Origin of the sequence: Saccharococcus thermophilus (assembly GCF_011761475.1) — a bacterium.
Lineage (GTDB): Bacteria > Bacillota > Bacilli > Bacillales > Anoxybacillaceae > Saccharococcus > Saccharococcus thermophilus.
On record NZ_JAASRS010000001.1, the window covers coordinates 221,919 to 245,713 of the forward strand.

Annotated in this window: 15 protein-coding genes, 2 tRNA genes and 3 rRNA genes; 8 read left to right on the top strand and 12 right to left on the bottom strand. The window is 45.9% G+C overall.

Annotation, left to right across the window (positions count from 1 at the left end):
• Positions 1-25: 25 nt before the first annotated feature.
• Positions 26-1,012, top strand: coding sequence for a YaaC family protein (locus BDD39_RS01310; protein WP_166907446.1), 987 nt, complete (start codon positions 26-28; stop codon positions 1,010-1,012).
• Between the two features lie 106 nt (positions 1,013-1,118).
• Here BDD39_RS01310 and rrf read toward each other — a convergent pair.
• The 12 genes from rrf to dnaA form a co-directional block, all read right to left on the bottom strand.
• Positions 1,119-1,235, bottom strand: a 5S ribosomal RNA gene (rrf, locus tag BDD39_RS01315).
• 357 nt (positions 1,236-1,592) lie between these two features.
• A 23S ribosomal RNA gene (locus tag BDD39_RS01320) occupies positions 1,593-4,523 on the bottom strand.
• A gap of 153 nt (positions 4,524-4,676) precedes the next feature.
• Positions 4,677-4,752, bottom strand: a tRNA-Ala gene (locus BDD39_RS01325).
• 9 nt (positions 4,753-4,761) lie between these two features.
• Positions 4,762-4,835, bottom strand: a tRNA-Ile gene (locus BDD39_RS01330).
• A 358-nt stretch (positions 4,836-5,193) separates the two neighbouring features.
• Positions 5,194-6,750 (bottom strand): 16S ribosomal RNA (locus tag BDD39_RS01335).
• The 16S, 23S and 5S rRNA genes sit together here with 2 tRNA genes alongside, the layout of an rRNA operon.
• Positions 6,751-7,156: 406 nt before the next feature.
• Complete coding sequence (locus BDD39_RS01340) at positions 7,157-8,236, bottom strand: HD-GYP domain-containing protein (RefSeq protein ID WP_166907448.1); 1,080 nt, start codon at positions 8,234-8,236, stop codon at positions 7,157-7,159.
• A 124-nt stretch (positions 8,237-8,360) separates the two neighbouring features.
• Positions 8,361-10,832 (bottom strand): DNA gyrase subunit A, encoded by a 2,472-nt coding sequence (gene gyrA, locus BDD39_RS01345; protein WP_166907450.1) that lies wholly within the window; start codon positions 10,830-10,832, stop codon positions 8,361-8,363.
• A 64-nt stretch (positions 10,833-10,896) separates the two neighbouring features.
• Positions 10,897-12,819 (bottom strand): DNA topoisomerase (ATP-hydrolyzing) subunit B, encoded by a 1,923-nt coding sequence (gyrB, locus tag BDD39_RS01350; protein WP_166907452.1) that lies wholly within the window; start codon positions 12,817-12,819, stop codon positions 10,897-10,899.
• 39 nt (positions 12,820-12,858) lie between these two features.
• Positions 12,859-13,983 carry a DNA replication/repair protein RecF gene (recF, locus tag BDD39_RS01355; RefSeq protein ID WP_166907454.1) on the bottom strand — a complete coding sequence of 375 codons (1,125 nt, stop codon included), beginning with the start codon at positions 13,981-13,983 and terminating at the stop codon, positions 12,859-12,861.
• Between the two features lie 11 nt (positions 13,984-13,994).
• Positions 13,995-14,216: a S4 domain-containing protein YaaA gene (yaaA, locus tag BDD39_RS01360; protein WP_166912200.1), complete on the bottom strand. Its 222-nt coding sequence runs from the start codon at positions 14,214-14,216 to the stop codon at positions 13,995-13,997.
• A gap of 104 nt (positions 14,217-14,320) precedes the next feature.
• The gene (dnaN, locus tag BDD39_RS01365) at positions 14,321-15,457 is read right to left on the bottom strand and encodes a DNA polymerase III subunit beta (RefSeq protein WP_166907456.1); all 1,137 of its coding nucleotides are present in this window, start codon (positions 15,455-15,457) and stop codon (positions 14,321-14,323) included.
• Positions 15,458-15,633: 176 nt separating this feature from the next.
• A complete protein-coding gene (gene dnaA, locus BDD39_RS01370) occupies positions 15,634-16,986 on the bottom strand; it encodes a chromosomal replication initiator protein DnaA (protein ID WP_166907458.1) in 1,353 nt (450 codons plus the stop codon).
• Positions 16,987-17,464: 478 nt separating this feature from the next.
• Here dnaA and rpmH point away from each other — a divergent pair, with 478 nt between their 5' ends.
• The 7 genes from rpmH (at position 17,465) to rsmG (ending at position 23,762) form a co-directional block, all read left to right on the top strand.
• A complete protein-coding gene (gene rpmH / locus BDD39_RS01375) occupies positions 17,465-17,599 on the top strand; it encodes a 50S ribosomal protein L34 (protein ID WP_043906386.1) in 135 nt (44 codons plus the stop codon).
• Positions 17,600-17,676: 77 nt separating this feature from the next.
• Positions 17,677-18,015: a ribonuclease P protein component gene (gene rnpA, locus BDD39_RS01380; protein ID WP_166907460.1), complete on the top strand. Its 339-nt coding sequence runs from the start codon at positions 17,677-17,679 to the stop codon at positions 18,013-18,015.
• Positions 18,016-18,146: 131 nt separating this feature from the next.
• Positions 18,147-18,914, top strand: a complete 768-nt coding sequence (gene spoIIIJ, locus BDD39_RS01385) for a YidC family membrane integrase SpoIIIJ (RefSeq protein ID WP_166907462.1) — start codon at positions 18,147-18,149, stop codon at positions 18,912-18,914.
• Positions 18,911-19,537: an RNA-binding cell elongation regulator Jag/EloR gene (gene jag / locus BDD39_RS01390; RefSeq protein WP_166907464.1), complete on the top strand. Its 627-nt coding sequence runs from the start codon at positions 18,911-18,913 to the stop codon at positions 19,535-19,537. Before spoIIIJ ends, jag begins: the two co-directional genes overlap by 4 nt.
• Positions 19,538-19,791: 254 nt before the next feature.
• A complete protein-coding gene (mnmE, locus tag BDD39_RS01395) occupies positions 19,792-21,177 on the top strand; it encodes a tRNA uridine-5-carboxymethylaminomethyl(34) synthesis GTPase MnmE (RefSeq protein WP_166912202.1) in 1,386 nt (461 codons plus the stop codon).
• A 16-nt stretch (positions 21,178-21,193) separates the two neighbouring features.
• Positions 21,194-23,083, top strand: coding sequence for a tRNA uridine-5-carboxymethylaminomethyl(34) synthesis enzyme MnmG (gene mnmG, locus BDD39_RS01400; protein WP_166907466.1), 1,890 nt, complete (start codon positions 21,194-21,196; stop codon positions 23,081-23,083).
• Positions 23,084-23,105: 22 nt separating this feature from the next.
• On the top strand, positions 23,106-23,762 hold the full coding sequence (gene rsmG, locus BDD39_RS01405) for a 16S rRNA (guanine(527)-N(7))-methyltransferase RsmG (protein ID WP_166907468.1): 657 nt from the start codon (positions 23,106-23,108) through the stop codon (positions 23,760-23,762).
• Positions 23,763-23,795 lie beyond the last annotated feature (33 nt).

The following is a 23,795-nucleotide window of genomic DNA, read 5'->3' on the forward strand; positions in this document are numbered from 1 at the left end:
AATTATGATAATAAGGGGGATGGAAATGTTTGATTACGGAAACATGTCAAACAAATTTATTGTCTTTCATTCGGCAGATATAGCCCAGCAGCTTCTTTACCAATGCTATGTAAAACAAGAAAGGGAAGATGCTGTGCAAAAAAGTTATACAAACTGTTACCCATTCCTTTATTATTTAGAGCACGGACAAAACTTTTATGCAACGGCACGCCACGCGCCATTATCGATCAAACCTGTTCTTCTATTTTACGGGATGGTGCAGCTTCTAAAGGCTTGCTTGCTTACCGTTGACGCGGATTATCCTGAATCCACTTCTGTCCTGGCACACGGAGTATCAACAAGAAAACGAAAAAAACAAGGATATGAATTTTTAGATGATGAAGTAAAAGTGCAAAAGAACGGATTGTTTACTCATTTTTCTGAAAAAATGTTTCATGTGAAACAACTAACAGGGGAAAAATTTCGTATGGGCACGTTGCTACAACGAATATGTGAACTGCACGAAATGTTTTCATTATTTAGCAATAATAAAATATTATCTTTAAAAGTGATACATAACCATTCTAGCCACTCGATTGCCATCCCAAAAGAAATTTTAGATTATTACCATATGACATTAAATCGCTTTATTTATTATATAGAGGAGGAATCCCATTTTCTAAACATAACATTTGCGAAGGAAGAAGAAAGTTTCATTCATTTTTATATAGAATCGCCGTTACAACCAATTGGTTGCGAGCCATTTCTATTTCATTCAAATGGAACATATCACATTCCCACCAAAAGGGAAAAAATATTTATGTTTCCCGAAATCATTGCCCATTATTTATTACTATACAACTTAAGCATGATTTCGCGATACGAAACGGAGTGGTGGAGTGAGTTATTGCACTCCTATCCAAGCAAAGCGTATATCTTGATCGTCCACTTTCTATCTTTAACAGCAGAGAAAGTTCCGTTGCTGCTTTATCAATATTTAATACAGAAATTTCACCCCTTGAATTCCCATTGACCTCCTCCCCCTTTACTTCTGGTTGAAGCGGGGATTTTCTCGCTCGATGATGAAAATGAAAAAGCATCCTGCCGATTAAAAGGCAGGATGCTTTATAAACATAATTGCCTAGCGACGACCTACTCTTGCAGGGGCGCTGGCCCCAACTACCATCGGCGCTGGAGAGCTTAACTTCCGTGTTCGGGATGGGAACGGGTGTTTCCTCTCCGCTATAGTCACTAGGCAAGTATTTCAATTGGACATGTATTATTATATCCATCTAATCGATGTTGTCAAGAAGGAGTTCATTCCTTCAAAACTAGATAACCGTCTGTTTGGAAGAAGCCGGGCGCCTTTGCTGTCTAGCTCCGGACGCCATCGGCTCGCGACGCTTCGGTCCCGTTGCGGCGGCAACAGCCTCCTCACGGGCCCTCCAGCGCGTGTCGCCGATAGGCGGGCGTCCTCCGCTTTTCGTGGTGTCTAGCTCCGGCTCCTAGCCCCTTGGGTCGCTTCAGACCTGCTGTGGCGGCGACAGCCTCCTCGCAGGTCTTCCAGCGCCCATCGGGGCTAAGCAGTCGCCTCCGCTTTTCGTGCGCTTTTCTTGGTTAAGTCCTCGATCGATTAGTATCCGTCAGCTGCACGTGTCGCCACGCTTCCACCTCGGACCTATCGACCTCGTCATCTTCGAGGGATCTTACTCGCTTGACGCGATGGGAAATCTCATCTTGAGGGGGGCTTCACGCTTAGATGCTTTCAGCGCTTATCCCTTCCGCACATAGCTACCCAGCGGTGCCCCTGGCGGGACAACTGGTACACCAGCGGTGCGTCCATCCCGGTCCTCTCGTACTAAGGACAGCTCCTCTCAAATTTCCTGCGCCCGCGACGGATAGGGACCGAACTGTCTCACGACGTTCTGAACCCAGCTCGCGTACCGCTTTAATGGGCGAACAGCCCAACCCTTGGGACCGACTACAGCCCCAGGATGCGATGAGCCGACATCGAGGTGCCAAACCTCCCCGTCGATGTGGACTCTTGGGGGAGATCAGCCTGTTATCCCCGGGGTAGCTTTTATCCGTTGAGCGATGGCCCTTCCATACGGAACCACCGGATCACTAAGCCCGACTTTCGTCCCTGCTCGACCTGTCCGTCTCGCAGTCAAGCTCCCTTGTGCCTTTGCACTCTACGAATGATTTCCAACCATTCTGAGGGAACCTTTGGGCGCCTCCGTTACCTTTTGGGAGGCGACCGCCCCAGTCAAACTGCCCACCTGACACTGTCTCCCACCCCGATCAGGGGTGCGGGTTAGAATTTCAATACCGCCAGGGTGGTATCCCACCGGCGCCTCCACCGAAGCTGGCGCTCCGGCTTCCCAGGCTCCCACCTATCCTGTACAAGCGATACCAAAATTCCATATCAGGCTGCAGTAAAGCTCCACGGGGTCTTTCCGTCCTGTCGCGGGTAACCTGCATCTTCACAGGTAGTATAATTTCACCGGGTCTCTCGTTGAGACAGTGCCCAAGTCGTTACACCTTTCGTGCGGGTCGGAACTTACCCGACAAGGAATTTCGCTACCTTAGGACCGTTATAGTTACGGCCGCCGTTTACTGGGGCTTCGGTTCGCACCTTCGCTTGCGCTAAGCGCTCCCCTTAACCTTCCAGCACCGGGCAGGTGTCAGCCCCTATACTTCGCCTTTCGGCTTCGCAGAGACCTGTGTTTTTGATAAACAGTCGCTTGGGCCTTTTCACTGCGGCTCCCTCGGGCTATTCACCCAAGAGAGCACCCCTTCTCCCGAAGTTACGGGGTCATTTTGCCGAGTTCCTTAACGAGAGTTCTCCCGCGCACCTTAGGATTCTCTCCTCGCCTACCTGTGTCGGTTTGCGGTACGGGCACCTCTCACCTCGCTAGAGGCTTTTCTTGGCAGTGTAGGATCGGGGACTTCGGGACCGATGGTCCCTTCGCCATCACGGCTCCGCCTTTGCGCCAGACGGATTTGCCTATCTGGCAGCCTAACCGCTTGGACAGGCTATTCCAGCAGCCTGCTCGCCCTACCTTCCTGCGTCCCCCCATCGCTCAAACGGTGAGGAGGTGGTACAGGAATCTCTACCTGTTGCCCATCACCTACGCCTTTCGGCCTCGGCTTAGGTCCCGACTAACCCTGAGCGGACGAACCTTCCTCAGGAACCCTTAGGCTTTCGGTGCAGAGGATTCTCACCTCTGTTTTCGCTACTCATACCGGCATTCTCACTTCTAAGCGCTCCACGAGTCCTTCCGATCTCGCTTCGACGCCCTTAGAACGCTCCCCTACCGATGACCGAAGGTCATCCCACAGCTTCGGTGGCACGTTTAGCCCCGGTACATTTTCGGCGCAGAGTCACTCGACCAGTGAGCTATTACGCACTCTTTAAATGATGGCTGCTTCTAAGCCAACATCCTGGTTGTCTGGGCAACTCCACATCCTTTTCCACTTAACGTGCACTTAGGGACCTTAGCTGGTGATCTGGGCTGTTTCCCTCTCGACCACGGATCTTATCACTCGTAGTCTGACTCCCAAGGATAAGTCATTGGCATTCGGAGTTTGACTGAGTTCGGTAACCCGATGAGGGCCCCTAGCTCAATCAGTGCTCTACCTCCAAGACTCTTCCCTTGAGGCTAGCCCTAAAGCTATTTCGGGGAGAACCAGCTATCTCCAAGTTCGATTGGCATTTCACCCCTACCCACACCTCATCCCCGCACTTTTCAACGTGCGTGGGTTCGGGCCTCCAGTAGGTGTTACCCTACCTTCACCCTGGACATGGGTAGATCACCTGGTTTCGGGTCTACGACGACGTACTGAACGCCCTATTCAGACTCGCTTTCGCTGCGGCTCCGTCTCTTCGACTTAACCTCGCACGTCATCGTAACTCGCCGGTTCATTCTACAAAAGGCACGCCATCACCCATCAACGGGCTCTGACTACTTGTAGGCACACGGTTTCAGGTTCTCTTTCACTCCCCTTCCGGGGTGCTTTTCACCTTTCCCTCACGGTACTGGTTCACTATCGGTCACTAGGGAGTATTTAGCCTTGGGAGATGGTCCTCCCTGCTTCCGACGGGATTCCCCGTGTCCCGCCGTACTCAGGAGCCACTCGGGAGGGAACGAAGTTTCGACTACAGGGCTGTCACCTTCTCTGGCGGGCCTTTCCAGACCGCTTCGTCTACCCCGTTCCTTTGTCACTCCCATGTGAGTGGTCCTACAACCCCAAGAGGCAAGCCTCTTGGTTTGGGCTGTTCCCGTTTCGCTCGCCGCTACTCAGGGAATCGCTATTGCTTTCTTCTCCTCCGGGTACTAAGATGTTTCAGTTCCCCGGGTGTGCCCTCCATACCCTATGGATTCAGGTATGGATACTGTCCCATTACGGACAGTGGGTTCCCCCATTCGGACATCTCCGGATCAACGCTTGCTTACAGCTCCCCGAAGCGTTTCGGCGTTTGCCCCGTCCTTCATCGGCTCCTAGTGCCAAGGCATCCACCGTGCGCCCTTTCTAACTTAACCAATAGCGCTTCTCGGCTTCTTCCTTTCGGTTATCTAGTTTTCAAGGAACGAAGCTACTTCATTGCATTCGCTTCTTTGCAGCTTTGCGTCGAGGAATCCAGCTTCTCTGAATTCACTAGAAGACGCAGACGCAAACTGTTTTTTTCATCAAAATGGTGGAGCCTATCGGGATCGAACCGATGACCTCCTGCGTGCAAAGCAGGCGCTCTCCCAGCTGAGCTAAGGCCCCACACATCAATGGGCCTAAGTGGACTTGAACCACCGACCTCACGCTTATCAGGCGTGCGCTCTAACCAGCTGAGCTATAGGCCCATTATTGAAATTGTTGAGGAGAAGTTCCCTCAAAACTAAACAAGGCTACTACCTTGCATTCACTTCTTTGCTGCCTTGCGCCGAGGAACCCAGCTTCTTTGAATTCACTAGAAGACGCAGGCGCAAAACGGAAGGAACATAAACTCCTTCAAAACTAAACAAAACGACAAGCGTCATTATAAACGATTTTTAACCTATTGTCAAGAAGTTATTACGCTTCTGCTTTTCGTATTGTCTAGCTTCGGCTCCTAGCCCCTCGGGCCGCTTCGGTCTCGCTGTGGCGGCAACAGCCTCCTCGCGAGCCCTCCAGCGCCTGCCGGGGCTAACCATTCGCCTTCGCTTTTCGTGTCATCCTTAGAAAGGAGGTGATCCAGCCGCACCTTCCGGTACGGCTACCTTGTTACGACTTCACCCCAATCACTTGCCCCACCTTCGGCGGCTGGCTCCCGAAAGGGTTACCTCACCGACTTCGGGTGTTGCAAGCTCTCGTGGTGTGACGGGCGGTGTGTACAAGGCCCGGGAACGTATTCACCGCGGCATGCTGATCCGCGATTACTAGCGATTCCGGCTTCATGCAGGCGAGTTGCAGCCTGCAATCCGAACTGAGAGCGGCTTTTTGGGATTGGCTCCCCCTCGCGGGTTCGCAGCCCTTTGTACCGCCCATTGTAGCACGTGTGTAGCCCAGGTCATAAGGGGCATGATGATTTGACGTCATCCCCACCTTCCTCCGGTTTGTCACCGGCAGTCACCTTAGAGTGCCCAACTGAATGCTGGCAACTAAGGTCGAGGGTTGCGCTCGTTGCGGGACTTAACCCAACATCTCACGACACGAGCTGACGACAACCATGCACCACCTGTCACCCTGTCCCCCCGAAGGGGGAACGCCCTATCTCTAGGGTTGTCAGGGGATGTCAAGACCTGGTAAGGTTCTTCGCGTTGCTTCGAATTAAACCACATGCTCCACCGCTTGTGCGGGCCCCCGTCAATTCCTTTGAGTTTCAGCCTTGCGGCCGTACTCCCCAGGCGGAGTGCTTAACGCGTTAGCTGCAGCACTAAAGGGTTTGACCCCTCTAACACTTAGCACTCATCGTTTACGGCGTGGACTACCAGGGTATCTAATCCTGTTTGCTCCCCACGCTTTCGCGCCTCAGCGTCAGTTACAGACCAGAGAGCCGCCTTCGCCACTGGTGTTCCTCCACATCTCTACGCATTTCACCGCTACACGTGGAATTCCGCTCTCCTCTTCTGCACTCAAGTCCCCCAGTTTCCAATGACCCTCCACGGTTGAGCCGTGGGCTTTCACATCAGACTTAAGGGACCGCCTGCGCGCGCTTTACGCCCAATAATTCCGGACAACGCTCGCCCCCTACGTATTACCGCGGCTGCTGGCACGTAGTTAGCCGGGGCTTTCTCGTTAGGTACCGTCACCGTACCGCCCTATTCGAACGGTACTTCTTCTTCCCTAACAACAGAGCTTTACGATCCGAAGACCTTCTTCGCTCACGCGGCGTCGCTCCGTCAGACTTTCGTCCATTGCGGAAGATTCCCTACTGCTGCCTCCCGTAGGAGTCTGGGCCGTGTCTCAGTCCCAGTGTGGCCGGTCACCCTCTCAGGCCGGCTACGCATCGTCGCCTTGGTGAGCCGTTACCTCACCAACTAGCTAATGCGCCGCGGGCCCATCCGTAAGTGACAGCCGAAGCCGCCTTTCAACCGAAGACCATGCGGTCTTCGGTGTTATCCGGTATTAGCTCCGGTTTCCCGGAGTTATCCCGGTCTTACGGGTAGGTTGCCCACGTGTTACTCACCCGTCCGCCGCTAACCGAACAAGAGCAAGCTCCTACTCGGTCCGCTCGACTTGCATGTATTAGGCACGCCGCCAGCGTTCGTCCTGAGCCAGGATCAAACTCTCCATAGAAAGTTAATTGGCTTATTTCCAAGCTTCAGCACCGACACCGCAAGGTGTCGAGTCGCCTTCGCTTTTCTTATTGTCTAGCTTCAGCGCCTAGCTCTCTTGTGCCAAATAACCTTCCCCCTCGAAGTGCAAGCACTTCAGCGGGTGAAGAACATTTGGCTTCGAGAGCTGATCGCGGCGCTTCAGCTTTTCTTGATTGACGCTTGCGTTTTGTTTAGTTTTCAAGGAGCTTTTGTCTCTTAATGATGACAGCTATTAAATAGTAACTCATAGACAATTAAAAGTCAACACTTTTTTACAAATTTTTTATCAGCGAAACATCTTTTGAATCAAGCAAAATTGATTCTATCATTTTTGTTTTTCATATTCAACAGTATTTTTAAGAAAAAATATTCATCCTCTGGCATTATTAATGAATGATTTCCTCGATATATATGTCTCGATGTTCACTTAGAGAAAGAAATTCCTTTTTGTTGGCCAGTTTAACAATTGGTCTTGTTGGTTCTTCCGGCTGTATAAAAATAATTTCTCCTGTTTCGCCGTTTGATAATTTAACCAGCGTTCCTATTTGAAAGCTGGCTAAATGATCTAGCAGCACTTTTATTGCCTCCATGCTTAATTTGCCAAATTGCTCGATTTGCATTTTTTCCAATGCTTTAAAAGGCGACTGTTTGCGTCGATAAAGACGTTCGGAAGTCATCGCATGATACACGTCCGCTACCGCCACTATTTTGCTGTATGGATGAATTTGCTGGTCGCGAATGCCAAACGGATAGCCGCTTCCGTCATTTCGTTCATGGTGCTGCAATATCGCCAGCTTTACCCCCTGTTTTAACGCTGTTATTTTTTGCACCATTCGATAGCCAAATACGGCATGTTGCTGTACTTCTTTGTATTCGCTAGTAGTAAGCGCGAACCGCTTTGTTAAAATCCTTTTATCGACCTTCGCCATTCCGCAGTCAGATAATACACCGGCAAGCGCGATTTGATAACAATCCCCTCTGCTATAATCCATTTGTTTTGCTAAAAAGCCTGCTAACAACCCGACACTAACAGCATGGTGATATAAATAATCTTCCTTTGTCGCATAACGGTATAAGATTAACAATTCTCTCTTATTATGTATAAATTTGTCTAATAGTGGAATAATGATCTCTCTTACTTCGGCAATGTCAATTGGGGAGCCAGATTGCCATGACTGAAACGCCTTTTTATATTTTTGAACTGCCTTTAAGTAAAGAGATATCAGATTTTCGCCGTTTATAGCGCCTTCATGGTACGCTTCAGGCAACTCCGCCGGCCGGAATGGCTCGCCGTTTGCCAAAATAGGCTCGACACATACTTCCTCAATTAAAAATTTTTCTAATACGTTTAATAGTGTTGACGTCACTATCGTATTTTTTGGCATAATTGGCTTTTTCGTTTTCCCTAGCACATCTTCGGCAAGAATACATCCTTCTTGCAACTGGTGAAGCTTTACCCGAATCATCGCTGACACTCCCATGTTTTGTTCGTGTAATTTTATACTAACATATTAGGAAATAAGTTGTAGTACTTTATGTGTATAAAAAAGAAAGGTGTCACGAAAGCGGAGTTTTCGGACACCTTTGTTATTATGCTAAATGAGCCTCTTCCTCTTTTTCTTCTTCTGTCGGAACTTTCGCTACCGTAGCAACATATTCATGTTCATTTTCTTCCGATAGACGAATTAATTTTACCCCTTGCGTATTTCTTCCTACCCGTGAAATATCGCTGACAGCAATGCGAATGAGGATGCCGCTTGTTGTGATGAGCATTAAGTCTTCTTCCCCGTTGACCGTTTTCACCGCAACAACCGGACCGTTTTTCTCCGTCACATTACATGTTTTAATTCCTTTTCCGCCGCGGCTTTGCAGACGATATTCAGAGGCAGGGGTGCGCTTGCCATATCCGTTTTTCGTCACGACTAATACGTCACAATCATCCTCTAAAATTTCCATGCCTACTACTTCATCATCCTCATCAAGCGTGATCGCCTTCACTCCCGTTGCACTCCGTCCCATTGTACGCACATCGGTTTCCGGAAAACGAATAAGCATACCGTTTTTCGTCCCGACAATAATATGTTTCGATCCATCCGTTAACTTAACCGAAATAAGCTCGTCCCCTTCGCGCAGATGGATGGCGATTAAACCGTTGTTTCGAATATGGGCGAAGGCAGAAAGTGGGCAACGCTTGGCAATGCCTTGTTTTGTTGTAAAGAACAAATATAAATTGTCGTCAAATTCGTCGTGAATAGGGATAATCGTATTAATCCACTCATCTTTATCCAGTTCTAAAAGATTAATAAGCGGAAGTCCCTTCGCGGTCCGACTGTATTCCGGAATTTCATATCCTTTTGCCCGGTATACTTTGCCTTTATTCGTAAAGAATAAAATAGTATCATGGGTCGACGTAATCAAAAGATGCTCGACAAAGTCATCCTCGGTCGTATGCATGCCTTGGACGCCTCGCCCGCCGCGTTTTTGGCTTCTGTACGTAGAAACAGGCAAACGCTTAATATACCCTTTATGTGTGAGGGTGATGACGACATGTTCGCGCGGAATTAAATCTTCATCGTCAAATTCTTCGGCTCCTCCAACGACGATTTCTGTTCTCCGCTCATCGTTAAACCGCTCTTTAATTTCCGTCAGCTCGTCGCGAATAATTTGCAGCACTTTTTCCTCATCCGCTAAAATCGCTTTTAATTCAGCGATGAAACGGACAAGATCTTGATATTCTTGTTCAATTTTTTCTCGTTCTAATCCGGTTAACCGTTGCAAACGCATATCTAAAATCGCTTGCGCCTGTTTCTCGCTGAGCGAAAACTGCTTCATCAGCCCTTCCCTAGCGATTTCCGTCGTCTGCGAGCTGCGGATTAGGTTAATCACCTCATCAAGGTGATCAAGAGCAACGCGAAGGCCCTCTAAAATATGGGCGCGGGCTTCTGCTTTTTTCAGCTCGTAAGCTGTCCGGCGGCGGATCACTACTTTCTGATGTTTCAAATAATGCTCCAGGCATTCTTTTAAATTTAACACTTTCGGCTGGCCATCAACAAGCGCAAGCATATTAATGCCGAAGCTTGTTTGCAATGCCGTATGTTTATATAAATTGTTTAAAATGACTTTGGCATTGGCATCGCGGCGCACTTCGATGACGATCCGCATTCCGTTCCGGTCTGACTCGTCGCGCAAATCGGTAATGCCGTCAATTTTCTTTTCGCGGACAAGCTCCGCGATGCGTTCAATTAATTTTGCCTTGTTGACTTGATAAGGAAGCTCGCGGACGATGATCGTTTCTTTTCCGTTGGACTGCTGTTCGATTTCAACTTTCGCACGCAATGTAATCGAGCCGCGCCCTGTTTCGTATGCTTTACGGATGCCGCTGCGGCCGATAATTTGCCCCGCCGTCGGAAAATCTGGCCCTGGAATGTATTCCATTAAGTCAGCTACCGTCATATCAGGATTTTTGCTTAATGCCAAAATGGCGTCGATCACTTCACCGAGCTGGTGCGGCGGAATGTTTGTCGCCATCCCGACCGCGATTCCGGATGAACCGTTTACCAATAAGTTAGGAAAGCGCGACGGCAAAACGACTGGTTCTTTTTCTGAACCGTCGTAGTTATCCTGATAATCGATCGTGTCTTTGTTAATGTCGCGTAACAGTTCCATCGCGATTTTGGACATGCGCGCTTCTGTATAGCGCATCGCGGCAGCTGCGTCACCGTCAATCGATCCAAAGTTTCCGTGCCCATCGACAAGCATGTAGCGATAGTTAAAATCTTGCGCCATGCGGACCATCGTGTCGTATACGGCTGCATCACCGTGCGGGTGGTATTTCCCGATGACTTCGCCGACGATGCGGGCCGACTTTTTGTATGGTTTGTCCGCGGTCATGCCAAGATCATGCATGGCATATAAAATGCGGCGATGCACAGGCTTTAGCCCGTCGCGAACATCAGGCAATGCCCGTGATACGATGACGCTCATCGCATAATCGAGAAACGAGGAACGCATTTCCTGGCTAATATTGACTTCACGGATGCGCGGATGTTGATTTTCTGCCATTCATAAAAACCTCCCTTATAAAAAAATTTGGAGTGGGGAGGGTGATTGCTCAACACTCTCCAAACTAAATATCTAAATTTCTTACATACCTTGCGTTTTCTTCGATAAATTGTCTTCGTGGTTCTACTTTGTCCCCCATCAAAATTTCAAACGTTTCATCAGCTTCAATGGCATCTTGCAAACTAACTTGAAGCAGCGTTCTTGTTTCCGGATTCATTGTTGTTTCCCATAATTGCTCTGGATTCATCTCGCCAAGACCTTTATAACGCTGGATCGTCGGTTTTGGGTTTTCCGGCAATTCCGCAAGAATTTTCTCCAGCTGCCGGTCGTTATAGGCGTATTTTACTTGTTTGCCTTGCTCAATTTTATAAAGCGGCGGTTGGGCGATGTATACATATCCCCGCTCAATAAATTCGCGCATATAACGATAAAAGAAGGTGAGCAATAATGTGCGGATATGTGCCCCGTCGACATCGGCATCTGTCATAATAATGATTTTATGGTAGCGCGCTTTTGTAATATCGAAGTCTTCGCCAATTCCCGTGCCCAGTGCGGTAATAATGGCACGAACTTCATTGTTCGATAAAATCTTGTCCAAACGCGCTTTCTCGACGTTAATAATTTTCCCACGCAACGGCAAAATCGCTTGGAAATGACGATCCCGTCCTTGTTTGGCCGAACCGCCCGCAGAATCTCCTTCCACGACGTACAGTTCGCTGATCGAAGGATCTTTCGACGAACAGTCAGCAAGCTTTCCAGGCAAGTTAGAAATTTCCAGCGCACTTTTTCGACGTGTCAGCTCGCGCGCTTTTTTTGCCGCTACGCGCGCCCGCGCTGCCATCATTCCTTTTTCCACAATTTTTCTTGCTATCGTTGGATTTTCTAATAAAAAGGTTTCAAATTGTTCCGAGAAAATCGCATCGGTAACCGTCCGGGCGTCGCTGTTTCCAAGTTTTGTTTTCGTTTGTCCCTCAAACTGCGGGGACGGATGTTTAATCGAAACGATTGCTGTTAACCCTTCGCGAACATCTTCACCAGTTAAATTTGGATCATTATCTTTTAAAATTTGCTGTTTGCGTGCGTAATCGTTAATAATGCGCGTCAGCGCCATTTTAAAACCGGATTCATGTGTTCCGCCTTCGTGTGTATGAATGTTGTTCACAAATGAATAAATATTGCTGCTATAGCCATCATTGTATTGGAGCGCAATTTCCACATAAATGCCGTCGCGCTCGCCGATGATATAAATCGGCTCTTCATGAAGCACTTCGCGCGTCCGGTTTAGATGCTGAACGTAAGAACGGATTCCACCTTCGTAGCAATATTCATTTTTTCGATTTTCTACCCGCTTATCTTCAAGCGTAATTTTCAAACCGCGATTTAAAAAAGCTAACTCACGAAGACGAGTTGCCAATGTTTCATAATCGAATTCGGTCGTTTCCGTAAAAATTTCCGGATCAGGTTTAAAATGAACGGTAGTGCCTGTCCGATCTGTGTCGCCAATCACTTGCAAATCGGCGCAAGGAACACCGCGTTGATATTTTTGATAATGTATTTTTCCCTCTCTATACACATATACTTCCAATTCTTCCGATAAAGCATTGACGACAGAAGCGCCAACTCCATGCAGTCCACCCGACACTTTATAACCGCCGCCACCGAATTTACCCCCGGCATGCAGGACGGTCATAATTACTTCAACAGCCGGGCGTCCCATTTTCTCTTGAATGTCAACAGGAATACCACGACCGTTATCCGTAACGGTAATGCTATTGTCTTTTTCAACCGTCACGTTAATTTCTGTGCAATAACCGGCTAACGCCTCATCGATGCTGTTGTCGACAATCTCCCATACGAGATGATGCAGCCCGTTTGCCCCCGTCGAACCAATATACATTCCAGGACGTTTTCGAACTGCTTCTAACCCTTCGAGCACTTGAATTTGACTCGCATCATACGTATGTTCGACTTTTTGTTCCATTGTCATGTCAAATCACCTACGCTTTCTTTCCAAACGTTCAAAGCATTAATGACAGGAAGGGGCGGTTATGGAGCCGGAATGGACTTTATAAATGGCAGCTTCCTTAATGATGTCATGCTTAATCCCGTCAATGCTTGTCGTCGTCACAAATGTTTGTACTTTTCGCCGGATCGTATCAAGGAGGTGGGTTTGCCGATAGTCATCTAGTTCCGATAGTACATCATCAAGTAAAAGAATGGGGTAATCGCCAAGTTCAGAAAAGATTAATTCAATTTCCGCCAATTTGATGGATAACGCTGTTGTGCGTTGTTGTCCTTGAGAACCAAATGTTTGCACATTTTTTCCATTTACAATAAATGAAATATCGTCACGATGCGGGCCAGCAAGCGTTATTCCCCGCTGGATTTCCCTTTCTTTTATTGTAGCAAACTTTTCGCTATATGCTTCTATTATTCTCGACAATTCTACCTTTTCTGATACATCAATAGACGGTTCATATTGAATTTGCAGCTGTTCTAATCCACGGCTGATTTCATGGTGAATAGGCGCCGCCCACTTTTCAAGCAAAAATAAAAATTCATGACGCTTCAACGTAATTTTCGCTGCCAGCGGAATCAGCTGCTCTGTTAAAATATCTAATATCGTTTCATCTTGACTCTCGCGCGTCTGCAGCATTTTTAAATAATGGTTGCGCTGTTGCAAAAGCTTTTGATATTGACTCAAATCATGTATATAAACGGGGGAAACTTGCCCAATTTCCATGTCAATAAAACGGCGTCTTACTTGCGGACTTCCTTTCACTAAATTTAAGTCTTCTGGGGCAAACATCACGACATTTAAATGGCCGACGTACTGGCTTAACCGCTGCTGTTCAATATGGTTGCATTTCGCCTTTTTTCCTTTTTTTGAAATGATCAATTCGAGCGATAACGCCCCCTGTTTTTTTACTGCCTTTCCTTCTATTTTAGCATAGTCTTCATTCCAGCGAATAAGCTCTTTGTCGTTTGTCGTGCGATGCGATTTCGCCATCGCCAATACATAGATAGCCTCCATCATATTTGTTTTTCCTTGGGCGTTTTCTCCCAAAATAATATTGACATTGTTCGTAAATTCCAGTGTCTGGCTTTCATAATTACGATAATTTTTTAGTGATAAGTGTGTTAAAAACAACAGCTCTTCACCTACTCTGCCTTCGTTACAATAAACGTACCCAATCCTTCAACTTCGACTTTATCGCCATTTTTTAGTTTTCGGCCGCGCCGGTTTTCTCTTTCACCGTTGACAAACACTTCATTTGTTTGCAGGAACCATTTCACCGCACCGCCTGTACCAACGGCTTGAACAAGTTTGAGCAATTGCCCAAGCGTAATTGTCTCCGTTGTAATTGCTATTTTCTTCTCCATCTGTTCATCGCTCACTTTCTTAAAACTGCCCATTTTTTTATTTTAACGAAAAAATGACATACTAGCAAAGAAAGCTGCTAGTATGGTAGCAGCTTTCTTTAGCATTAATACGTTCTTACTGGCAAAATAAGCTGAAGCATCGAATCGTTATGCAAAGGGCGAAGCAAAAATGGTCGCATCGCGCCAGTAAAGCTGATTTTAATATCGGTGCCATCGAGCGCTTTAAGCGCATCCATCATATATTTTGCGCTAAAGGAAATTTTTAATTCCTCTCCTTCAACAGATTCGCTTTGAATTTCTTCCGTTACTTTTCCGATTTCCGGGGAAACGGAAGAAATTTCAATAATGCCGTCATTTAATGTAGTTAGTTTTACTACGTTGTTTCTTCCCTCTCTCGCCAATAGAGATGCGCGGTCAATCGCCTGTAGAAATTCCTTTGCATTCACGATAATATCGGTTTTGCTATCCGTTGGAATAAGACGGGCAGTTTCTGGATAATTTCCATCAAGCAGGCGGGAAAAGAATAACAAATGTTTTGTTTTAAATAAAATTTGATTGGCCGTAACGACAATGTCAACCGGGTCATTGCTGTCATCTAAAATTTTACTCAATTCGTTTAGACTTTTTCCCGGAATGACGACATTATACGACTGCGGATTCTCCGTTTCTATTTTTGCCTTTCTTAACGCCAGACGGTGGCTGTCTGTCGCCGTGCAAGTAAGCTCTCCATCTTCAAACTTCCAGTTGACACCTGTCAAGATCGGACGCGTTTCTGAGGTCGAAACAGCAAATACCGTTTGGCGAATGATCGTTTTTAATAAATCCGTTGGGATTTTAAATACATTTTCCTCTTCAATTTGCGGCAATCTCGGATATTCATCGGCATCAAGACCGTTTAAGTTGAATTCCGCTTTGCCGGAACGAATGACCGTTAAAAAGTTTGGTCCGACTTCTATCTCCACTGTCTGTTGCGGCAATTTTTTAACGATCTCGGCAAAAAAACGTGCTTGCAATACAACGCTTCCAGCCTCTTTTACCTCAACAAGCAGCTTATCTTCTTCTTCCGCAGGAATGAACGATTCAATAGAAATATCGGAATCGCTTCCCGTCAATGTCACTCCTTGTGAAGTCGCAGTAATTTTAATTCCTGTCAAGATAGGAATAGTCGTGCGCGGGGATACGGCTTTCATCACATCTTGAACGCTTTTGGCTAGCGCTTCTCGATCAATGGCAATTTTCATCGTGCAATGCCTCCTGAAATGAATTGGGGAAATAAATTATTTTTTTATAGTAATATAAAAAAACAAAATCATAATACTAGTAATAATACCTGTTGAAATGTGGATAAGTAAATGAAGTAAAGGAAGCACAGCCTGTCCACATGTGGATAGGCTGTGCATAAATCTTCGTCAATTATTCACAATTGTTTTAATTTCTCTTGAATTTCTTTTATATGTTTTTGCAGCTGTACATCTGATTGCAAAAGTTTTGAAATCTTTTCATGCGCATGGATGACGGTCGTATGGTCACGGCCTCCAAATTCATCTCCGATTTTTGGCAATGAGCAGTCTGTGAGCTCGCGGGAAAGGTACATGGCAATCTGACGTGGAAAAGCGACGGATTTTGTTCTTTTTTTCGCTTTAAAATCTTCTAGTTTAATATTGAAATGCTCGCCGACGACGCGCTGAATATCTTGGATCGTGATAACCTTTGGTTTGGTGCTTGGAATAATGTCCTTCAAGGCTTCCGCGGCTAGGTCAGCGGTAATTTCCTTATTGATCAGCGATGAATAGGCGACAACGCGTATAAGGGCGCCCTCTAGCTCGCGGATGTTGGAATCAATTTGATTCGCGATGTATAGCATCACTTCATTCGGAATATCAAATCCTTCCGCTTTTGCCTTCTTTCTAAGAATGGCGATTCTCGTTTCTAAATCGGGAGGAGTGATATCCGTAATAAGCCCCCATTCAAACCGTGAGCGAAGCCGGTCTTCTAGCGTTGGAATTTCTTTTGGCGGCCGATCGCTAGAAATGACAATTTGTTTGCTTTCTTCATGCAATGTATTAAACGTATGGAAAAATTCCTCTTGCGTTTGTTCTTTTCCCGCTAAAAATTGAATATCATCAATTAGTAGAACGTCCACATTCCGGTACTTGTTGCGAAAATCATCAGGACGGTTGTCGCGAATTGCGTTAATAAACTCATTTGTAAATTTTTCCGAAGATAAATAAACGACTTTAGCCGACGGATTATGTTCAATAACGTAGTGACCGATCGCGTGCATTAAATGCGTTTTCCCTAAGCCAACCCCGCCGTAAATAAATAGCGGATTATACGCTTTCGCCGGCGCTTCTGCAACCGCTAAAGAAGCCGCATGGGCAAAGCGATTGCCAGAACCGATGACAAACGTGTCAAACGTATATTTTGGATTCAGCATGCTTTGCGGAAAATCCGTTGATTCTTCGTATGACTTCCGGTGCTTTTTCGAAGATCGCTGAAATTCAAAATCATCTTCCGATTGATTAGGAGGAGTAATGAATTTAATCGACAGTTCTTCTCCAGTAATGTCGTAAATGGTTTCAGCAATCAAATGAGAATAGCGGGAATCAAGCCAGTCTCTTGCAAATTCGTTTGGGGCCACGATAACGAGCGTGTCACCTCGTAAAGAGTGGGCTTTTGTTGATTTTAGCCAAGTTTCAAAGCTTGGCTTGCTAATTTTCCTTTCTATTTCCCCGAGCACGCGATTCCATAAATCATGGATATTTTCCAACCGTTGCCCCTCCCTTATTAGAGGATAATAATTCGTTTAAAAAAAATAATTGTGGAAATAGCTTATAATAAGGAAAAAAGAGATATTTCGACAAAATCCACCACTTGTGGATAACGTTATAAACAAGATGTGGAGAAACATATCCACAACATATCCACAAAATGTGGATATTTTTTCTTTATCCACACCATTATCCATAGTGAAAACACAATAATAATAGCAAATAAAATAGCATGTTGCAACGGATTTTTAAAATTATCCACAAAACAGAAGGACTGTGAAAAACTTAATTATCCACATAGTGAAAAGTGTGAAAAAAATGTCGATAAATAGTGTGGATATCTAAATGGCGTCTGAAAAATTATCCACATCGTTGTAAAATGAGAGAAAAGTTCGCGAGCGGTTGACATCTTATTAGATTGTTCAATATAATGAGAAAGACTGCCCGTAACAGTTATTCCCTAGGGAGGTGTCATAGATGAAACGGACATACCAACCAAATAACCGTAAGCGCAGCAAAGTTCACGGATTCCGCGCACGTATGAGCACGAAAAATGGAAGAAAAGTGCTTGCGCGTCGTCGTCGTAAAGGAAGAAAAGTATTATCCGCATAGGCCACTGAAACTTCAGTGGTCTTTTTTCTCAAGGATCGTGTGAATCGATACTAAAAAAGATGGAGTGTTCCCGGGGCATGAAGAAAAAGTATCGTATAAAGAAAAATGAGGAGTTTCAAGAGGTGTTTCAGCGCGGCACGTCGATGGCGAACCGGCAGTTTGTCGTTTATATGCTGGATCGGCCGGAACAACCGTACTTTCGCATCGGATTGTCGGTGAGCAAAAAGCTTGGAAAAGCGGTTGTGAGAAATCGAATCAAGCGCTATATCCGCCAATTTTTTTTAGAAATGAAAGAGGAGATTATGCCCGGCAAAGATTATGTCATTATCGCCAGGTTACCGGTTGCGGAAATGGACTATTTTGAGGTAAAGAAAAGTTTGATTCATGTATTGCGAAAGGCAGGAGCGTTGAAATAAAACGGCTTCATTAGGTTATTTTTTCCTGTTGGGCAAATATTCTCATGAAAAAGTTCCCTATTATGTTTAGAATAATGTTAAAATACATATTTAGGATAATGTGAATTCGTAAATTTAGGAGGAAAAAGAAGGTGAAGAGGCGAACTTGGTTAATCGTTGCGTTCATTGCAGTAATTGCGGTTCTGTCGGGATGTTCGCAAATTAATGAACCGATCACGCCGCAAAGCAAAGGATTTTGGAATGAGTACATCGTTTATCCGCTTTCCTGGTTAATTAAATATGTTGCCCACATTTTAGGCGGAAGCTTTGGACTGTCGATTATTGTCGTAACCATCTTTATTCGCTTGCTGATTCTGCCGTTAATGATCCAGCAGACAAGAAACGCGAAAGCAATGCAAGCGCTTCAGCCGGAAATACAAAAACTTCGGGAAAAATATAGCTCCAAAGATATGCAAACCCAGCAAAAGCTCCAGCAGGAAATGATGCTGCTGTTTCAAAAACACGGTGTCAACCCGATGGCAGGTTGTTTCCCACTCCTTATTCAGATGCCGATTTTAATCGGATTTTATCATGCAATTAGGCGCACAAGAGAAATTGCCGAACATACCTTTTTGTGGTTTGACCTTGGTGATAAAGACCCATATTACATTTTGCCGATTATTGCAGGAGTCACAACGTTTATCCAACAAAAAATAATGATGGCCGGCGCTGGAGAGCAAAATCCGCAAATGGCCGTGATGCTTTGGATGATGCCGATTATGATTGTTATTGTTGCTATTAATTTTCCCGCCGCTTTGTCGCTTTATTGGGTAGTAGGAAATGTTTTCTCTATTGTCCAAACATATTTGATTAAAGGGCCAAATGTTGACTCTGCCCATTCAGGAGGAACGAAAAAGTGAAAGAAGTAACCGCAACCGCTGCTACCGTAGATGAAGCCGTGCAGTCAGCGCTGCAACAGCTCGGTGTTTCGAAAGATCGTGCAGAAATCGTTGTGCTCGATGAAGGAAAAAAAGGGTTGTTTGGCATTTTCGGAAGCAAGCCGGCAGTTGTAAAAGCCATTTTAAAAATAAATCCAGTGGAAGAAGCGGAGCTGTTTTTACAAAAGGTTATACAACAAATGGGAGTAACCGCGGTAACGATTGAAAAACAGCAACATGACAAGCAAGTGACATTTATGATCACAGGCGAACAAGTAGGTTTATTGATTGGAAAACATGGACAAACGTTAAACTCCTTGCAACTGCTTACGCAGCTTGTCGCCAACCGCTATGCAGAGGAATATATTTCTATCATTGTGGATGCGGAAAACTATCGGGAACGAAGAGAAAAAACGTTGATGCAACTGGCGGAAAAGCTAGCGGAAAAAGTAATGAAAACCGGAAGAGAAATAAAGCTGGAGCCGCTTCCGGCACATGAGCGGAAAATTATCCATACTGCGTTAGCGAATCATAAAAAAGTCGTTACTTATTCGGTTGGGGTAGAGCCGCATCGCTATGTCGTCGTATCTCCGTCCGCAAAATAAATCGATATCGGCAAAAAGGGGCTATCTCTGCAGCGAACGAGACAGCCTCTTTTTTCTCTTTTTTTTACGATGGGCATCGTCTATTCTTACATTTTTTAGGATGAATGAATAAGCACTTCATGTTGTTATTCACATGTGGATAAGTTAAAATTGAAATGATATATAAAATTTGTGGATAGATTGTTATCGGCAACGGCAGTTGTCTAACATATAGATAGATTCGTTTTTGGACAGCAAAGAGAGGTGAAAACATGATGGAATTCGATACAATTGCGGCCATCTCTACACCGATGGGAGAGGGAGCGATCGCGATTGTCCGATTGAGCGGGGACGAGGCGATTGCGATTGCTGACCGCATTTTTAAAAGCCCAAGCGGAAAATGGCTGAAAGATGTTCCATCCCATACGATTCATTACGGTCATATTATCGATCCGGACAGCGGGCAGACAGTCGAGGAAGTCATGGTATCGGTGATGCGGGCGCCAAAGACATTTACGAGAGAAGATGTCGTCGAGATTAACTGCCACGGCGGATTGATTTCTGTCAATCGCGTGTTGCAGCTTGTGTTAGCGAATGGAGCACGGTTGGCCGAGCCAGGGGAATTTACAAAACGAGCGTTTTTAAACGGACGGATTGACTTATCACAGGCGGAAGCGGTGATCGACTTGATCCGGGCGAAAACGGATCGGGCGATGAACGTAGCGCTTCAGCAAATGGAAGGGCGCTTGTCGAAATTAATTCGCGAATTGCGGCAGACGATTTTAGAGACGCTCGCTCACGTAGAAGTAAATATTGACTATCCGGAATATGAGGATATCGAAGAAATGACGCCGCGGCTGATGCTTGAAAAAGCGCAATACGTGCGGGAACAAATTAAAAAGCTGCTGCAAACCGCGCAGCAAGGAAAAATTTTGCGTGAAGGGTTGGCCACTGTCATTATCGGACGGCCAAACGTCGGGAAGTCGTCGCTATTAAATGCGCTCGTTCACGAAAATAAGGCGATTGTCACGGATATTCCGGGAACAACGCGCGATGTCATTGAAGAATACGTAAACGTCCGCGGCGTTCCGCTTCGATTAATCGATACGGCGGGAATTCGCGAAACGGAAGATATAGTCGAACGAATTGGGGTTGAACGGTCGCGGCAAATGCTAAAGCAGGCGGATTTCATTTTGCTTGTGCTTAATTATCATGAGCCGCTGACGGAAGAAGACGAACGGCTGTTTGAAATGGTCGCGGGAATGAACTTTATGGTGATTGTGAATAAAACGGATTTACCGAAAAATATCGATATGGATAAGGTCAAACAACTAGCAGACGGCCGACCGATTATTGCTACGTCGCTATTAAATGAAAAAGGAATTGACGATTTAGAAAAGGCGATTTCAGAAATGTTTTTCAGCGGCTCGGTCGAAGCGGGCGACCTTACGTACGTTTCCAACTCTCGCCACATCGCCTTGCTTCAGCGAGCGAAAAAGGCGGTTGAAGATGCGATTTCCAGCATTGAAGCAGGAATGCCAGTCGATTTGGCGCAAATCGATTTAAGAAGAGCATGGGAGCTGCTTGGCGAAATTATTGGCGATACGGTGCACGAAAGCTTGATTGATCAGCTATTTTCTCAGTTTTGCTTAGGAAAATAACAGAGGAGGTATATATATGGACTATCATGGGGGTTCGTATGACGTCATTGTTGTCGGCGCCGGCCATGCAGGATGTGAAGCGGCGCTGGCAGCAGCGCGCATCGGCGCGAAAACGTTAGTCATTACGTTAAATCTAGATATGATCGCGTTTATGCCATGCAATCCATCGATCGGCGGTCCGGCAAAAGGGATTGTCGTCCGCGAAATCGATGCGCTAGGCGGGGAAATGGCGAAAAATATTGATAAAACGTATATCCAGATGCGGATGTTAAATACAGGGAAAGGTCCGGCGGTACGGGCATTGCGCGCGCAAGCGGACAAAGTGCTGTACCAGCGGGAAATGAAAAAAACGCTGGAAAACCAAGAAAATCTGACATTGCTCCAAGGAAAAGTGGAACGTTTAATCGTGGAAGACGGCATATGCAAAGGCGTCATTACTCACACCGGAGCTCATTATTACGCGAAAGCGGTTGTCATTACGACGGGAACGTTTTTGCGCGGCGAAATTATTATCGGTGACATTAAATATTCAAGCGGTCCAAACAATCAACAGCCATCCATTAAATTGTCCGAGCATTTAGAAGAACTGGGGTTTGAGCTTGTCCGCTTTAAAACAGGGACACCGCCGCGTGTCAACAGCCGTACGATTGACTACAGCAAAACGGAAATTCAGCCGGGGGACGATGTGCCGCGGGCGTTTTCCTATGAAACGACAGAATATATTACCGATCAATTGCCATGCTGGCTCACGTATACAACAGCAGAGACGCATCGCATTATTGATGAAAACTTGCATTTATCGCCGATGTACTCCGGAATGATCAAAGGGACAGGACCGCGTTATTGCCCGTCGATCGAAGATAAAATCGTCCGTTTCCATGATAAACCGCGCCACCAAATCTTTTTAGAGCCGGAAGGACGCGAAACGGAAGAAGTTTATGTACAAGGATTGTCAACAAGCTTGCCGGAACATATTCAACGCCAGCTGCTAGCGACCATTCCAGGACTTGAAAAAGCACAGTTAATGCGGGCCGGCTATGCGATCGAATACGATGCGATTGTTCCAACACAACTATGGCCGACGTTGGAAACGAAGCTGGTGAAAAACTTATATACGGCTGGACAAATTAACGGAACGTCTGGATACGAAGAAGCGGCTGGACAAGGAATTATGGCAGGGATTAACGCCGCGCACCGGGCGCTTGGAAAAGAAGAAATTATTTTAAGCCGTTCGGATGCGTATATCGGCGTGTTAATCGATGACCTTGTCACAAAAGGAACAAACGAGCCATACCGATTGTTAACGTCTCGCGCTGAATACCGCTTGCTGCTTCGGCATGACAATGCGGATTTGCGTCTAACAGAACTTGGCTATAAAATCGGCCTCATTTCTGAAGAACGATATCAAAAGTTTTTAGCAAAAAAAGAGGCGATCGAAAGAGAGAAAAAACGGCTGCAAACGTTTATTATCAAACCGACTCCAGAAGTGCAGGAAGTGATCCGACAAGCTGGCGGAAGTGAGCTGAAAGACGGCATCCGCGCCGCTGACTTGCTGCGGCGTCCGGAAATGACGTACGAACATATTCAAAAGCTCGCTCCGGCAGAGGAAGAAATTTCGCCGGAAGTAGCGGAACAAGTCGAAATTCAAATCAAATATGAAGGCTATATCCAAAAATCGCTGCAAGAAGTAGAGCGCCTTAAAAAAATGGAAAACAAAAAAATTCCGGAAGATATCGATTACGATGCGATTCACGGCTTAGCAACAGAAGCGCGGCAAAAATTAAAACAAGTGCGGCCGTTGTCGATTGCGCAAGCTTCGCGCATTTCTGGGGTAAATCCTGCCGATATTTCGATATTATTAGTGTATTTAGAACAAGGAAGAATCGCACGCGTGTCGAATGAATAAAAATTAGGGAAAGGATTGGCGTATGGATACAGCACAGTTTCAGGCCATGCTTGAGGAGAAAGGAATTCTCCTTTCTTCTCAAGCGCTAGAAAAATTTGAGCGGTATTATGAATTGCTAATCGAATGGAATGAAAAGATGAATTTGACCGCCATCACGGACAAGCCTAGCGTGTATGTCAAACACTTTTTTGATTCTCTTTCTCCGGCTTTTTACTACGATTTTTCCAAATCTTTATCGCTGTGCGATGTAGGTGCGGGAGCGGGATTTCCAAGCATTCCGTTAAAAATTTGTTTTCCGCATTTAAAATTGTCGATTGTCGATTCATTGCAAAAGCGCATTACCTTTCTGCAACATTTAGCAGATGAATTAGCCTTAACGGATGTCGCGTTTTATCACGACCGCGCTGAAACGTTTGGCCGAAAAAAGGAATTTCGCGAATCGTTTGATGTTGTTACGGCCAGGGCAGTGGCGCGAATGCCAGTGCTTAGCGAGCTATGTCTCCCGCTGGTGAAAGTCAACGGCACGTTTATCGCGATGAAAGGTGCTTCGGCACAGGAAGAATTAAAAGAAGGGGAAAAGGCGATTGCCCTGCTTGGCGGCGATATTTCTGCGGTCAAACATTTTGCGTTGCCGATGGAACAAAGTGAACGAGCCATTATTTTTATTAAAAAACTGTAGTTGAGCAATTTTCATTACAATAATTACCATGTA